Annotated in this window: 14 protein-coding genes; 10 read left to right on the top strand and 4 right to left on the bottom strand. The window is 45.4% G+C overall.

Features of this window, described 5'->3' with window-relative positions; genetic code table 11:
• Positions 1 to 123 precede the first annotated feature (123 nt).
• Positions 124 to 906, top strand: a complete 783-nt coding sequence (locus AC3RCI_RS24250) for an SDR family oxidoreductase (protein WP_336783048.1) — start codon at positions 124 to 126, stop codon at positions 904 to 906.
• A gap of 76 nt (positions 907 to 982) precedes the next feature.
• Here the strand turns inward: AC3RCI_RS24250 and AC3RCI_RS24245 are convergent, their stop codons facing one another.
• The gene (locus AC3RCI_RS24245; protein WP_062324083.1) at positions 983 to 1228 is read right to left on the bottom strand and encodes a NifU family protein; all 246 of its coding nucleotides are present in this window, start codon (positions 1226 to 1228) and stop codon (positions 983 to 985) included.
• A gap of 80 nt (positions 1229 to 1308) precedes the next feature.
• Here AC3RCI_RS24245 and AC3RCI_RS24240 point away from each other — a divergent pair, with 80 nt between their 5' ends.
• Positions 1309 to 1563 carry a YuzB family protein gene (locus AC3RCI_RS24240; RefSeq protein ID WP_336783043.1) on the top strand — a complete coding sequence of 85 codons (255 nt, stop codon included), beginning with the start codon at positions 1309 to 1311 and terminating at the stop codon, positions 1561 to 1563.
• Here AC3RCI_RS24240 and AC3RCI_RS24235 read toward each other — a convergent pair.
• Complete coding sequence (locus tag AC3RCI_RS24235; protein WP_095292109.1) at positions 1560 to 2621, bottom strand: NAD(P)/FAD-dependent oxidoreductase; 1062 nt, start codon at positions 2619 to 2621, stop codon at positions 1560 to 1562. The genes AC3RCI_RS24240 and AC3RCI_RS24235 overlap by 4 nt on opposite strands.
• A gap of 220 nt (positions 2622 to 2841) precedes the next feature.
• Positions 2842 to 3948: an aminofutalosine synthase MqnE gene (gene mqnE / locus AC3RCI_RS24230; RefSeq protein WP_127538918.1), complete on the bottom strand. Its 1107-nt coding sequence runs from the start codon at positions 3946 to 3948 to the stop codon at positions 2842 to 2844.
• A gap of 474 nt (positions 3949 to 4422) precedes the next feature.
• Between mqnE and AC3RCI_RS24225 the strand changes: the two genes are divergently transcribed.
• Both AC3RCI_RS24225 and AC3RCI_RS24220 read left to right on the top strand, forming a co-directional pair.
• Positions 4423 to 4779, top strand: coding sequence for a HesB/IscA family protein (locus AC3RCI_RS24225; protein ID WP_127538919.1), 357 nt, complete (start codon positions 4423 to 4425; stop codon positions 4777 to 4779).
• 228 nt (positions 4780 to 5007) lie between these two features.
• A complete protein-coding gene (locus AC3RCI_RS24220) occupies positions 5008 to 6120 on the top strand; it encodes an acyltransferase family protein (protein WP_492526752.1) in 1113 nt (370 codons plus the stop codon).
• Positions 6121 to 6297: 177 nt separating this feature from the next.
• On the opposite strand, the gene AC3RCI_RS24215 is transcribed toward AC3RCI_RS24220, so the two are convergent.
• Positions 6298 to 8595, bottom strand: coding sequence for a helix-turn-helix domain-containing protein (locus AC3RCI_RS24215; protein ID WP_492526751.1), 2298 nt, complete (start codon positions 8593 to 8595; stop codon positions 6298 to 6300).
• A 336-nt stretch (positions 8596 to 8931) separates the two neighbouring features.
• Here AC3RCI_RS24215 and AC3RCI_RS24210 point away from each other — a divergent pair, with 336 nt between their 5' ends.
• From AC3RCI_RS24210 to AC3RCI_RS24185, 6 genes are all read left to right on the top strand, one after another.
• Entirely contained in the window at positions 8932 to 9855 is a 924-nt protein-coding gene (locus AC3RCI_RS24210) for an ABC transporter permease (protein WP_336783146.1), read from the top strand.
• Positions 9856 to 9868: 13 nt separating this feature from the next.
• Positions 9869 to 10750 carry a carbohydrate ABC transporter permease gene (locus tag AC3RCI_RS24205; RefSeq protein WP_492526750.1) on the top strand — a complete coding sequence of 294 codons (882 nt, stop codon included), beginning with the start codon at positions 9869 to 9871 and terminating at the stop codon, positions 10748 to 10750.
• A 36-nt stretch (positions 10751 to 10786) separates the two neighbouring features.
• A complete protein-coding gene (locus AC3RCI_RS24200) occupies positions 10787 to 12400 on the top strand; it encodes an extracellular solute-binding protein (RefSeq protein ID WP_492526749.1) in 1614 nt (537 codons plus the stop codon).
• A 43-nt stretch (positions 12401 to 12443) separates the two neighbouring features.
• Positions 12444 to 13487: a Gfo/Idh/MocA family protein gene (locus tag AC3RCI_RS24195; protein WP_492526747.1), complete on the top strand. Its 1044-nt coding sequence runs from the start codon at positions 12444 to 12446 to the stop codon at positions 13485 to 13487.
• On the top strand, positions 13484 to 14506 hold the full coding sequence (locus AC3RCI_RS24190; RefSeq protein WP_492472023.1) for a Gfo/Idh/MocA family protein: 1023 nt from the start codon (positions 13484 to 13486) through the stop codon (positions 14504 to 14506). Before AC3RCI_RS24195 ends, AC3RCI_RS24190 begins: the two co-directional genes overlap by 4 nt.
• Before the next feature lie 189 nt (positions 14507 to 14695).
• Complete coding sequence (locus AC3RCI_RS24185; protein ID WP_153980842.1) at positions 14696 to 15337, top strand: NAD(P)-dependent oxidoreductase; 642 nt, start codon at positions 14696 to 14698, stop codon at positions 15335 to 15337.
• Positions 15338 to 15341 lie beyond the last annotated feature (4 nt).

The raw sequence follows: 15341 nt of genomic DNA, 5'->3' as shown, positions 1-15341 counted from the left end.
GTTTTCCATCAAGGTATTTTTGGATTAAAAGGGATTTATTAGATAAAGGGAGAAGCAAGTTGTGAGGGGATGATAAATCTTTTATACTGGATGAGTGACTGCTCTTTGAAGAGGGGGATGGACGTGAAGGGGAAGATTGCCCTCATAACGGGAAGTGCCAAAGGTCTTGGAAAAATGACGGCCCTCCGTCTGGCAGATCAGGGATGCCATATTGCCTTGAATTACGTGCACAGCCGTACCGAAGCTGAAGCGCTTCAGGCCCAGATCACTGCAAAAGGTGTACAGTGCATTGCCATTCAAGCAGACATTTCCAAAACGGAAGACATCGCCATGTTGGTAGAACAGGTTGAAGTCGAGCTGGGCAGTATTGATATCCTGGTGAATAATGCAGGACCTTTTGTTCGCGAACGCCGATTGTTTGCTGACTATACCGAGGCTGAGATTCAGATGTTGGTACAAGGTAACTTGCTTGGACCCATGCTTCTGGATCAACGCGTGCTTCCGGAGATGCGACGCAAAAAGTGGGGCCGAATTATTCACTTTGGTTTCAGTCATGCGGGAGAGGCGCGATCTTGGCCTCATCGTGCAGTTTACGCTGCTGCGAAGGTAGGTCTGGTATCCTTTACGAAGACGCTTGCTGTGGAGGAGGCTCCTTACGGCATTACGGTGAATATGGTATGTCCGGGCGATATCCGGGGGGCCAATAAGGAAAAAACCATTGATGAATTAGCTGGCATAACCGATCAGGAGACGCCGAGAGGACGTCCTGGAAGCGGTGAAGATATTGCACGGGTGATTACGTATTTGTGCCTGGATCACTCCGATTTTATTACAGGCAACATTATGGATGTTTCGGGCGGGCTCGATCCTATACGTCCAACCATCCAGCGTGAAGAGGGACAATAGAGGAAACGCACAAAAAAAGAGCCCTCCGCTTCAATTGAAGCGAAAGGCTCTTGAGGTTTATTTCGTGAAGGATTGATTAGAATACTTGTACGACTTCTTCGACACCGTCAACTTCTTCAAGAAGGGCGCGTTCAATCCCGGCTTTTAAGGTAATGGTGGAGCTTGGGCAGCTGCCGCAGGCACCGACCAGTTTCAGCTTAACGATGCCGTCCTCCACGTCGACCAGTTCCACGTCACCGCCATCGCGCTGCAGGAACGGACGAAGTTTGTCAAGCACGTCAGATACCTCATCATACATGGTGCTTTGTGCGTTTTCGCTCATATTTTTCAACTCCTTTCCTCTATATATTATATTACAATTGGCCGTAAATTAAAATGGTCAAACAAAGCAGGTGAACCTACATGAGACCGATTATTGAATTTTGTGCCAACAATATGCATTTTGGCACAGATGAAGTCTTGGAGCAACTCGAAGAGAATCCAGACTATGATGTGATAGAATACGGCTGCCTCAGCAACTGTGGCCAATGTTATATGACTCCTTTTGCACTAGTTAATGGTGAAGTTGTCATCACGGACAAAGTGGAAGATCTATATAACGCCATTCTGGCCAAAATTGCTGAAGCCGATGCCTGGGATGAGCTGGATCTCGACTAACCGAGATGACGCTTGGACATCCAGAGCACGCCGCTTTTCAAGATACGAGGTACACGTCCCATCATGGACGTTTTGCCCATCAGCCCAAACCCAGCCTTCTTGCCGAGTGCACCTAGCGTGCCGCGGAGCTTGAGCGGCTGCGGGTTGGGCTTTTCGCCTTTCCAAAGGGCATGCTGAATATGAGCGATCTGTTCACCCTGTACTTCTGCAGCCTGACCGCTTGGTGCATAAGGTACACTGGCACAGTCACCGACAACATAAACATCTGTGTATTCAGGAATTTGATAATATTCATTCAGTACAACCCGGCCCTGAGGATCCTTTGTAACGTCGAGATCCTGCACGACTTTAACGGGTTGAATTCCGGCTGTCCATACTACAGCATCCGTCAGAATTTCTTCATCCCGGTTATAGATAGCGTTCCCTTCAAGACGAGAGATGGCGACATGTCCGCGTGTCTCTACCTGATGTTCGTTAAACCACTCATGCACGTAAGCGGACAATCGCTGCGGGAATGCCGATAATACGCGCTCACCGCGGTCCAGAATACTAATGTTGAGATCGGGTCTGCTTTCTCGTAGTTCGGCAGCCATCTCGACACCGCTCAAGCCACCGCCAACAATATGCACGTGTCCGTAAGCTTTAACTTCGTTCAGACGGAGGTAGGTTTCCCGCGTTTTGCTAAAACTTTGAATGGTACAGCTGTATTCTTCCGCTCCCGGAGTATTGTGGAAACGGTCTGTACAGCCAAGTCCGATGACAAGCTTGTCATACTCCAAAGGATCCTGGCCTTCAAATTCAATCTGACGCTGCTCCAGATCAATCGAAGTGACTTCTCCATAACGGTAAGTAACTTTCTCATGGACTGGAAATTGGATGCGCAGGTCATAGTCGGATACGGTACCTGCTGCGAGTGCGTAATATTCAGTCTTCAATCCTTGAAAGGGGCTCCGGTCCACCAACACGATTTGTGTATCTGACGGTATTTTGCCTTCCAGAAGTTCTTTGATGATTGTGAGGCCGCCATAGCCGCCCCCGAGAATGACGAAATTTTTCATGACTCGGCTTCCTTTCTGCATCAGTCCCGTATGATCGGGGCTGTAACCTGTGGAGCAGCTATGCTTTCACATAGCTGCTCCTTTTGTTTTATTTTAATTCATTATTATATCGAAAATTTTGGAGTTTAAAATTAGAGGTATTATACCCACTTGATGCATCGATTCGAATGGTCGTTCTCCTTGTATGGATGAAAGAGGCTATCGAGACGATGCAGCAGGTTTATTCGTATACTTGAATTTCGTTGTAGAAGGTGTCGCGTTCAACAGGAATGCGTCCAGCGCCCTTAATGAGCCAGATGAGCTCTTTGCGGGTGAGACCTTCAGGTGTTAACGCACCTGCAGCATGACTGATCCGTTCGCGAACGATAGTACCATGGGCATCCGAAGCCCCGAATCCAAGTGCAACTTGGGTCAGCTGTGGGCCGATATTGATGAAGTATGCTTTAATGTGGTCGATGTTATCCAGCATGAGGCGGCTAATCGCAATGGTTTTAAGATCCTCGTATGCCGAGTTGCGGCGCATAATGCTGGCATTTTTGCTCTTAGGCTGCATGGAGAGTGGAATAAATACCATGAAACCGTTGGTTTCATCCTGCAGTTCCCGAATTTGTGCCATGTGGTTAACGCGATCCTCGTAAGATTCAATCGATCCATACAGCATTGTAGTATGCGTACGCATGCCCAAATTATGAGCGGTACGGTGTACCTCAAGATAGCGATCCACGTTTGCTTTGTCGACACGCATTTTTTTGCGGTATTCATCGGACAGAATTTCTGCTCCGCCGCCCGTCAGTGATTTCAGGCCAGCTTTTTGCAGCTCCTGCAGTACTTCCTTAATGCTGAGTCCGCTGATCCGGGTGAAGAAATCGATCTCAGCAGCCGTGTAGGCCTTCAGCGTAACATCCGGATATTTTTCGTTTAAAGCACGCAGGGAATCGACATAATATTGAAAAGGAACATGGTTGTTATGTCCGCCTACAATATGGAACTCACGTACACCAGGATGAATATGCTGTTCCACGTAGTCGATCATTTCCTGTCCGGATAGTGTGTAGGAGCCTTCTTCGCCCTGGTCTTTGCGGAAATTACAAAAAGCACAGTGTGCTTCACAAACGTTCGTAAAGTATAGGCTCATGTTTTCAATAAAATACACTTTCTTGCCGTTCTTCCGCAGGTTAGCCTCATTGGCCAGTTGGCCGAGAGTCAGCAGATCATCCGTTTGATACAGATAGACGCCGTCTTCTACGCTCAGCCTTACGCCGTTCTGCACTTTCTCAACGATTTCCGCCATTCTTTTGTCTGTGAATGGTGTTACCAATGTAGACATTTTGTTTCCTCCTGTTCTTAACCGGATTTGTGTTAAATGTAGGTCTTGTTTACAGAACTACATACAAAAGATGCGGTCATCTGCCGCCTCCTTAGAGGACTAACCCTCCATTACCCGGTGCAGCATATGCTGCATGTGTAAAGCTGAATTTTTTTTTAAATTTCTGGCCTCATGGATGTAAAATCTAAAAGTGAGTCTGATGACTCTATATGCATTGGGGACTGCGTGGCAGTCTCGAAATGTGAAAAAAATTACAACTCCATATATGATCATCATTTGAATAAGTCATGACAAAATATCGACATTTCAGAGCGATCACCTATCCATTATAAACCTCGTGTCCCGGGGGTTCAATACACTGGCAAGAAAAAGGAGCCGAGGACAGACTCGGGAATAAGGATAAACATGGCTTGAGCCTCTTGACGGGGTGGAGTATAATTTAAAGAGAGTTAACGAAAAGGAGAGTGACCTGGCATGATTAGCATCAGCGAAACAGCTGCCGATCGATTGAAAGAGATGCTTTCACAGCAAGAGACACCTGGCATGTTCCTGCGTCTGGGCGTAGCTCCGGGAGGTTGTACCGGATTTTCGTACGCCATGGGCTTTGATGATAAAGAATCCGAAGAGGATATTTATATGGATATTCACGATATGAAGGTTGTAGTCGAGAAAGAAAACCTGAAATATCTGAACGGTCTTGAAATTGATTTTGAAGAGTCCGGTATGTCCGGCGGCTTCACCATCCATAACCCCAATGCGGTTGCGACATGCGGCTGCGGATCTTCTTTCCGTACGAGAGAAGAAGCTGGGGTACCGGATAAGGATTGTTAAGACTTCAACAGTTCGACGTAATTTTCCAAACATAAAATGAACTATTGAAATCAGGCCTCTATAGCGTGTTAGTCTCGGACTAATTGCGTTGTAGAGGTCTTTTTGTCATGTTCTTGAACGTAAGCAAAAGCAAAAGATTTGAAAACTGACAATATAATTTAATATTTACTAAATAAATCCATTAATGATACAATATGTATCAATCAAAGGGAGAAGGGGAGTTTGATATTGAAAAAAGAATTGGTCTCAGAAGTTATCTGGCTTAGGTGTCTTGCCTGTCTCACTGTTGTCGCCATTCATTGTATCAATATGACCTTTACAAACTATGAGGGGGTACTTTCTAACCCATCCGTAACGTTCCTAGAGGTCGTAAAACTTGCTCTCTTGTTTGGGACACCCACGTTTGTTTTTATTTCTGAATTTCTTTTGGCGAAATCATATCCCCATCATATTCCTGATCAATTCCTATGGAAACGTGTTAGGTACATCCTGATTCCCTACATAACGATGGCAGTGGTTTACGCATTATATAGTTTAAGCAGATCAGGGGATTTAACAACTACCGCCTTGCTTTTTAAAATTGTTAGAAACATTGTTGCAGCAGATTATATCGCATACTTTATTATTGTTATTTTTCAATTCTATGTCCTGCACATCATATTTACGAAGTATTTCCAAAAGATATCCCCTAGGCTCATGATTTTTCTGTGCTTAGTGGTTAATCTAATTTACCTCGGCTTCTTCAACTTTGTCCCCCCGCTTTATTTAATCACTGGTGCGGAGTATATATGGAACCGTTTCTACTGGATACCTTTCCCTGGCTGGTTATTTTATTTCTCGGTAGCTTACTATTGTGGTAGAAATCATGCTGCTTTTCGGGAATTCCTGGATCGATACATCAAATGGTTCATTTTATCCTCTATTGTCAGTTTCTTTGTCATATTGAGTTTTCGTTTTTCAGATTTGTTACCTGAAGGGAACTCCAAGCGAATAGACATGTTGTTGTATACGATAAGCGTAATCTTTGTTGCCTTTTATCTTACTTCAAAAATAAAACAGATACCTTGGATTATTGATCTGGTAAGCAGGTATTCCTTTGGTATCTACTTATTGCATTTGATATTCGTGCAAAACTTTAGCGAAATTTTTGATGGGCTCAATCCATGGATCAATATACCTTTAACTTTTGTTCTGAGTATTGGGGTATCAATACTACTCACTTTTGTGCTCCATAAATTGAAGATTGGAAGTTATTTCGTGGGTAAGATTGGAGGCAGCATTAGAATAAAAACTAAAAATATACAGAATGAAAATTGGGTTGAGAAGGAAGTAAAGGTTTAAATCATCCATTTCCGATCATCTGGTTCTTACAGTAATTATGACAACACCGCTATAAACACAATGCAATGGAAAAGCGCAGCTTTGACGGTAATGGCCGTTAAACTGCGCTTTTTGATGTGTTCATTCACATTAGACTAATCGTGAGGAGGTCTAGCCATGCTCACTGCTCAGAAAACATCAGTCCACATGTTTTCGCTGCTGTTGGATTTCCATAAGATGCTGTTTTCGATAAACACTAGGCGAAATTCCGGTTGTCTTTTTGAAGAGGCGATTAAAAGAAGTGATGTTCTGATATCCGACGCAGACGCTGATTTCGTTGATGGTCCAGTTCGTCGTAGCTAGCAATTCGCAAGCTTTGCGCATGCGAGTTTTTTGTAAATGCTCGCTGAAGTTGATGCCGGTTTTTTCTTTGATATACACAGACAGATACGTCGTTGACAAATTCAGTTTCTCGGACAGATATTCGAGTGAAATATCCTCCATGTAATGAGAGTTGATGATTTCGTAAAACATGGCGATGGCAGGTTCTTCGGGTGCAGGAAGTTTGCTGTCACGCATGATGGTTAAGACAGAGCTAACGATGTGCTTGAAAACAGTCTCATAGTCTTCCCGCGTATGACAATCCTGAAGCATATCTTCCCATTCACTCTGTGGTATGCCAGAGGCTTTATAAGACAGCTGCTGATTCATGTATTCAACGATATGACTCATTATAGAGAGAGCCAATTGCCTGAATTGAAGAACGCTTGCATCCTTCTTGACGAAGTAGGTAAACGATTGATGAATCCATTCCATACAGGCATCTTCTTCCAGTGCTTGAATTGCCTGATTAAGCTCACGTCCTCGTTTCAACAGAGGTTGGTCCAGATCGGGCAGGGAACGCGCCTCGCTGACGAGTTGGGTTTCGTTCAGCAACCGAGCCTCCGAAGCCAGATCCCGTAATTGTTGATAGGTTTCATTGAATTTAGTCGGTTGATCCGTAGCGGGAAGGGTACAGATAGTCACGACATAATAATGTTTTTCCTCATCAAGGCTTGCTTTAAGCTGTTCTAGAAGCGTTTGAAGCTGGAAGGCCGGAGCTTCCTTTAATACGGAGACAATCTCGTTTTTCTCCATTTGGAACGTATGATTAGAATGGAATTTCTCTTTGGTTTGCAAATGAATGTAATCCAGCAAGTGACGTACCGCCCGTTCCCGGTCAAGAGGCATAGTGCCTTTATCTGATATACGGAAACGAATATCGTAATACACAATCTGATAACTTCCTCCATCTGCCAGAAAATCGTTCCACTCACTAAGATCCGTATTGATGTTCTTCAACTGGTTCATATAGGAGTAATTGGTTAGAATGGCGTTCTGGCGATTAAGTTTGGCCACAATGGTATATTTTTCTTTTTTTAGCTCACCAATTCTGCTCTGAATGAGATCATATTCCAAAATTTGACTCTCTCCCTGCCTGAATTCACCGACATCATTTAGTGATGTACGGTCTAGCAACGAGGATAACATATCCTTGACCGGGGTATGCAGACGTCGGCTTAGATAAAGGGATACCAGCGTGGCTGCCAAAAGTGAAAAAACGAAGATAAGAATCATATAACCGGTCAATCGCTGCAACTGGTCTGTAATACGTGTATCTGCCAGTGATGTGATATAGGTAAGCCCATCAGCAGCCTCCGCTTTGAAATAATATCTCCCATTCTGCTTGTGTGTTGTCTCCCCTTCTTGAAAAAAAGGCATCTTTGCTTCTGCTGAAGTGGAACCCGAGTGGTACAGGATGTTGCTCTGTTGATCTGTAATGGTCAAAGTATGTCCGTCCGTGGTACCAAAAAAGGATTGTACGGCTTTCCGTATATCAATCATGGCAATGATCTGATAAGCAGAGCCAGAGTTTTTGAACGTATACGGCAGCAAAAGTCTGCTCTCGGGAGAACCTGCCTTCATTTGAAAGGAGGCAGCTGGCAAGATCAGGAACGTACTGGGCTCCGAGCTGAGTGTATTCCAATGTTCCAATGGATAGGTGGCACTTTGGTAGGATGTATTGAACATGTAGTCTGAGCTGCCACTTCCTGATTTACCGAGCGTCAAGCGTTCATTGGGAAAATGGACGATGATATCTTCCAGCAAAAACAACGAATTATACACATATCCCCGAATATCCTTCATTACATTTTTGGCCTTTAGATAGTCCGCCTGTTGAAAGCCCACTCTCTGGAGCTGCCGATTGAAGGCAACCAGATCCTGATTGTTGTATACATGGAACAGCATGATCTGAATTTGCTCCATGTGATTGGAGAAGCGTTCCGCTGTGTTCTTTGTTTCGTTATGACTGTTCTGAACGATTTCCTCCTGAAGGCTCGTTTTGAATACATAATAAATCAGAATGTAGAATAGGCAGAACAGCGATATAATCGCCAAAAAGCTGACAAATATCTTGAAAAACAGGGTTCGTTTTTTATTCATGATCCAGTTCATAAGACAACCCCTCATTTTCATTCTTCTAGAGAGAACAAGATTATCTGGCCCATTCTACGCGTGAACTGTTAAAACGCAGGGAGCAAAATATGAACGCACTGTAAAAAGGAGCTATACCTTTTTTGCGAAAATGGCTATTTTTTCAGGAAAAATCAAGAATTATGTAAATTTCGCAAGGATAGACCAAAATCCCAAAAACGGTTTATACCCAATCGCGCAGAAGGGCTGTAACATTCGACTTGCAGCCGAGCCCGTCGTTAAGGCAGGCAAAAAAAGGGGGGATTGCTGATTTTGGAACAGACGACATCCGTTAATGAGCAGGCACACGGGAGTCGAGTGAGTGGAAGCCGTGCGAAGAAATCCCGTTTTCGTTCGTTTCGTAGAAATTGGGATTTGTATCTGTTATTTTCGCCTGTCATCATCTACTTTGTAGTGTTTCATTATGTACCCATGTATGGTGTGCAGATTGCGTTTAAGGACTTTATCGCCAACAAAGGCATTACCGGAAGTCCATGGGTAGGATTCAAACATTTTGAACGGTTCTTTGACAGCTTTTATTTTTGGCGAATCATGAAAAATACGCTTGGCATTGGTCTGTACGAATTAATTGTTGGCTTCCCTATTCCCATTTTACTGGCGTTAATGATCCATGAAGTCAGGTCCGGGAAGTACAGAAGATTCGTGCAGACAGTGACCTACATGCCTCATTTTTTATCAACGGTCGTTATGGTCGGTATGATTATGATGTTCCTGTCTCCTGTCAGTGGATTAGTTAATTTGGCAATTACCGCTCTGGGTGGAGAAGCCATTTCGTTCATGACGGAGCCCGGTTGGTTCAAGAGTATATTTGTATGGTCAGGTATATGGCAGACGATGGGGTGGAGCTCGATCATCTATTTGGCAGCGCTCGCCGGAGTAGATCAACAGCTGCATGATGCAGCCAAGGTGGATGGAGCCACCAGGGTTCAACGAATCTGGCATGTGAACATTCCGGGGATTGCTCCGACCATGGTCGTGCTTCTAATTCTTAATATAGGATCCATCATGGGTGTGGGGTTTGAGAAAGTATTCCTTATGCAGAATGCGTTGAATATGGAAGCATCTGACGTTATTGCAACCAATGTATACCGCAGCGGTATTTTGGGTGCGCAGTACAGTTACTCTGCAGCTGTCGGCCTGTTCAACTCGGTTATCAATTTTATATTGCTGCTGACCGTTAACCGGATTGCCCGCAAAGTCGGCTCGAGCAGTCTATGGTAAGGGAGGTGAGGGGATGGCACAAAGTCGTGGTGACCGGGCAGTCGAATGGATGATCTATGCAGCTCTGGCACTGGTATCTGTAGTGGTATTGTATCCCGTATTTTTTGTAGGGATTGCGTCGATCAGTAATCCGGAAAACGTGATGCGCGGGGAAGTCTGGTTGTGGCCCAAAAACCTCTCGTTGGTTGGTTATGAACGTCTGTTTGCGAATAGCGAACTGATGAAGGGCTATGGAAACACGTTGTTATACACGGTTGCGGGAACCATGCTTAATCTGGTGATGACCATTGCGGCAGCATATCCGTTATCCAGATCCGATTTTAGAGGCAGAACTTTTTTTACCATTCTGATTGTGTTTACGATGTTTTTCAGTGGCGGGATGATTCCAACCTATCTGCTCATCAAGGATCTTGGGATGCTTGACACCTTCTGGGTCATGATTATTCCGTCGGCATTGTCTGTATGGAACATGCTGATTATGAAGACATTCTTTCAGAATTCTATTCCGAAGGAAATTCAGGAGGCTGCTTTTATGGATGGTTGTTCGAATATGAAGGTGCTGCTGCGAATTGTTCTGCCCTTATCTGGCCCGGTATTGGCCGTAATGGTTCTCTTTTACGCGGTGGGGCACTGGAACAGCTATTTTAATGCCTTAATCTATTTGTCAGACCGGGACAAGTATCCGCTGCAGTTGTTTTTACGCGAAATTCTGGTTCAGGGACAGATGCAAGAGATGGTGGATATCAGTGACGATTCCCTGGCCAGAAGCATGATGGATGCTGAAGCCATCAAATATGCCGCTGTAATCATTACGAACCTGCCCATGCTGATGCTGTATCCGTTCTTGCAAAAGTACTTCATTAAAGGAGTCATGATTGGTGCAGTTAAAGGGTAAATCATAATTCATTTTTTTATAAAGGAGTGCATATGGATGTTGTTTAAAAAGTGGGGCAGCTTGACCTTATCCATTGTAATTACAGCGGGACTAATGGCTGGTTGCGGTTCAGGAGAGACGCCATCAGAACAGGATCAGAACAGTCAGGCCAATCTGAATGCTACTGGTATGCCGGTCGTGAAGGAACCGATTGAACTGGATTTTTTTACAGGAAAATCGACCACCAATGGAAGCAATTTTGAAGAAACGCTGATCTGGAAAACATATAGTGAGATGTCGAACGTCAAAGTTAACTTCAATCTGGTTCCCTTTGAGACTCTGACCGAGAAGAGGAACCTGGCTCTGGCAGGCGGAGATTATCCGGATGTATTTTATTCGGCTCGTGTGACTTCGGATGAATTGACCCGCTATGGTGCCCAGGGTGTGTTTCTTCCCCTCAATGATCTGATTGATCAGTATGCCCCGAATTTTAAAAGGTTAATGGAGCAGTACCCCGATATTCGTAAAGGACTGACGATGCCGGATGGAAACATCTATTCCATGCCGTCCTTCTATGATCCGGCACTATTATCCATGCTGATTGGTGCACCGCTGTGGATTAATGAAGATTGGTTGGAGCAGCTGAATATGGAAGAACCGGATTCAACCGAGAGCTTTTATGAGTATCTGAAAGCCGTCAAAACGACGGATCTCAATGGTAACGGTAAAAACGATGAGATTCCTTTTAGCGCAGCAGGCATTACGGGCATTATTGATCATGTCAAAGGAGCATGGGGCCTTGGTAACCGTGGACTTGGACACAAGTTGGTCGATGTGGAACCCGGCACAGGTGAGCTTCGCTTCACCAAAACATTGCCTCAGTACAAGGAAGTGCTGCAATATGTGAACAAGCTGCATCAGGAAGGACTGCTGGATCCCGAGATATTTACACTGGATGGCGGAGCCTTGAATGCAAAAGGTCAGGCAGGAACGCTTGGGGCCACAACGGTACCTAATCCGGAGACGGTGATGGGGCAAAAGAATTTCATCGGTCTTGGAGCCCTCGAAGGCCCTGACGGCGAACAGTTGTATTCCCATGTGAAAGTGCCTATGGTGCATGTGGGCGCCTTTGCGATTACGGACAAAAACGAGAATCCTGAAGCAACGATCCGCTGGATGGATCATTTCTATAGTGATGAAGGAGCCCTGCTCTACTTTATGGGGAAAGAAGGGGAGACCTATGAAAAGGATGCAGAAGGAAATCTGCAGTATACGCAGGATATCACATCGAATCCGGACGGGCTGACCCAGGATCAGGCCTTAGCCAAATATTTTACGTGGCTCGGCGGCAGCTACCCGGGTTTGGTTAAAGAAGATTACTTCAAAGGTTCGGAAACTCTACCAAGCTCACTGCAGGCAGCCGACAAGGCGAAAGATCATGCTGTAGAGGACATCTGGTATAACTTTAACTTCACGCAGGAAGAATCCGAATTCATGTCCTCTGTCGGCAAAGACATACAGGATTACGTGACCGAGATGGAAGCGAAATTCGTGAATGGAAGCGCAAGTTTTGATCAGTGGGATGAGTATGTGAACACCCTAAACAAGATGGGGCTGGAGGAGTATATGAAGGTATATCAAGCAGCCTATGACAGATATAAGACAGAATGAATTGAAGACTGGAACAAAGACCTGAATGAAGGAGGGATAAGATGTGAGAGTTGCTGTACTGGGGTGTGGAACGATGGGAGGAGTTCATGCGAGAAGTTATGCCAAGTTGAAAGACGTTGAACTGGTTGGTGTTTGTGATGTCGAGGAGGACGAAGCAGTCAGGCTGGCAAATGCATGTGGAACGACGGCGTACAGCCGTTTCGAGGAAATGCTGGAAGAAGGGCATCTGGATGTGGTGAGCATCTGTCTGCCTACATCGCTGCACTGTACGTATACGGTGATGGCTGCAGAAGCGGGCGTGCATGTGATCTGTGAGAAGCCCGTTAGTTCAACGGCCAAGGAAGCTGAAATGATGGATGTCATTTGTCGTGCTAATCAGGTGCAGTTGTTGATTGCCCATGTGGGCCGTTTTTTTCCTGCCTATACTGATGTAGCCCGTCAGATCAAAGCCGGGGTAATAGGAAAGCCTGGGGTTGTTCATGCAAGACGTATCGGGCCCCATCCGGGGCTGATGAAGAACTGGTACAACAATGAGTGGGACAGCGGTGGTGTCATTATGGATCTGATGATCCATGACATTGATTATATGCGCAGCCTGCTTGGAGAGGTACGCTCCGTATATGCCCAGCGTAGAACTTTTCTTCACCTGGATTATGCTTGGGTAACCTTGAGATTCGAACAGGGAGCCATTGCCAATCTTGAAGGCATGTGGGGATACCCGGGACCATTTCAGACAGCAATGGAATTCGCAGGCGATCGGGGAGTCATCTATGCCAATTCTGAAGTTGCCAAATCCTTGATGATTCATCGGGCTGTGGTATCAGCAGAGCGCATGTCAACGATAGGAGCAGACCCAAGCAGGGAGCATACACCTATCGTTTTACGGAAAAGTCCTGAGTTTGAAACTGCCTATGAACGTGAATTGTCTCATTTCATCCAATGTATCCAGTCCGGGGCTCAGCCGGAGGTCACTTTCCAGGATGCTTGTATGGCTTCCAAGGTCGCACGGGCTGCACTCGAATCTGCTCATAGCGGGCTGCCTGTGAACATGTTGGGTTTCGAGGAAAAGGGGGGATTAATCGGATGAAACGGCTACGTATTGGTATGATTAGTTTCGCTCATTCTCATGCCTTCAGTTACTATCGTGAGCTTGCCGCGATTGAGAATGCGGAGGTCGTTGCCATCGCTGATGAGAATAGGGAGCGGGTCCAGAGCCTTCTTGAACATGGGAATCTCTCCTACTACGATGATTATCGCGATATGCTGAAGCTCCCTGAGATTGATGCCGTGATTATATGTTCAGAGAATGTGAATCACGCGAGCATGGTCATGGATAGTGCCCGCGCGGGCAAGCATGTTTTATGTGAAAAACCACTTGGAGTAGCTATGGATGAAATGAAGATTATGATCGAAATCTGTTTCAAATACGGGGTGCAGCTGATGACTGCATTCCCCTGCAGATATTTGCCTGCCGTAGTAGAGACGAAGAAGGCGCTGGAACGAGGTGACATAGGGCAAGTGGTTGCGGTTAAAGGGTACAATCGCGGGACAGCACCAGAGGGATGGTTTGTGGAGTCTTCTCTATCCGGCGGTGGAGCAATCTTGGATCATACGGTTCATATCTCTGATCTGCTTCGGTGGTTGTTTAAGCGGGAACCGCTAGCGGTATATGCGGAGCAAGGGCATCTGTTTCATGATCTGGAAGTGGAGGATTCGGGGATGGTACATATCGAATTCGAACAGGGAATGATTGCGTTCATTGATACAAGCTGGTCAAGAAACCGGAACTATCCGTTCTGGGGAGATATGAAGCTGGATATCATCGGTACGAAAGGTGTCATACATATGGATGCTTTTGCACAGACGAATGAGATATACAGCGATCTGGAGGATAAAGCAAGGTGGAGCTACTGGGGAGAGCGTATGAATTATTACATGCTGCAGGATTTCGTGGATGCTCTTGTAGCTGAAAAAGGTGTTCCCGTGACCGGGGAAGATGGTTTGCTTGCCACTTCCATTGCCTTGGCGGCGTACGAGTCGATTCAGAGAGAAGGCAAAGTGACCATAGGAAAAGAGAACGACCATGGAGCTCTGTACGGGCAATAATATACGGTGAAGCCTAAATTGAAGACCCGCAATGATGAGGATCGTCTGTAATGGATAACCTAATCAGGGTCTTTTTGTTTTAAAGGAACAATCATTTTTGACATGGATGAATAGTTGACAAAGTTAGTTGTAACTAATATAGTTACAATATAAGTTTTCTCACAAATCAAACTTAAAGGAGAGATTATGATGAAAATCGGAATTATTGGCGCAACAGGCAAAGCAGGTAATCTGATCCTGAAAGAAGCAGCGAGCAGAGGCCATGAAGTAACTGCAATTGTACGTAACGCATCCAAGGTGGAAGACAAAAGCCTGAACGTATTGGAGAAGGATGTATTCGATCTTACTTCGCAGGATGCTCAAGCATTTGATGTTATCGTGAATGCATTCGGTGCACCTGCTGGAAAAGAACATCTGCATGTGGAAGTGGGACAGGCTCTGATCAACATTCTGAAAGATGCTCCTCAAACTCGCCTGATCGTAATAGGCGGGGCGGGCAGTCTGTTCACCGATGAGACGCACTCCCTGCGTGTCGTTGATGCGCCAGGGTTCCCTGATGCATACAAACCAACAGCGACAAACCAAGGGAAAAACCTGCAGGACCTGCAAGCATCCTCGGGCATTCAATGGACATTCCTTAGCCCCGCAAGCTTCTTCAATCCAGAAGGTGCACGCACTGGAAAATATCAAACGGGTAAAGATCACATCATTCTGAACAGTGAAGGCAAAAGTTATATCAGCTATGCAGACTATGCCATTGCCTTAGTGGATGAAATTGAAAATGCAAAACACAAAAACGAACGCTTTACAGTCGTAGGCGAAGCGAAGTAACCCT

This window comes from Paenibacillus sp. MT124, assembly GCF_058792755.1.
This window is presented reverse-complemented; position numbering and strand designations above follow the sequence as displayed.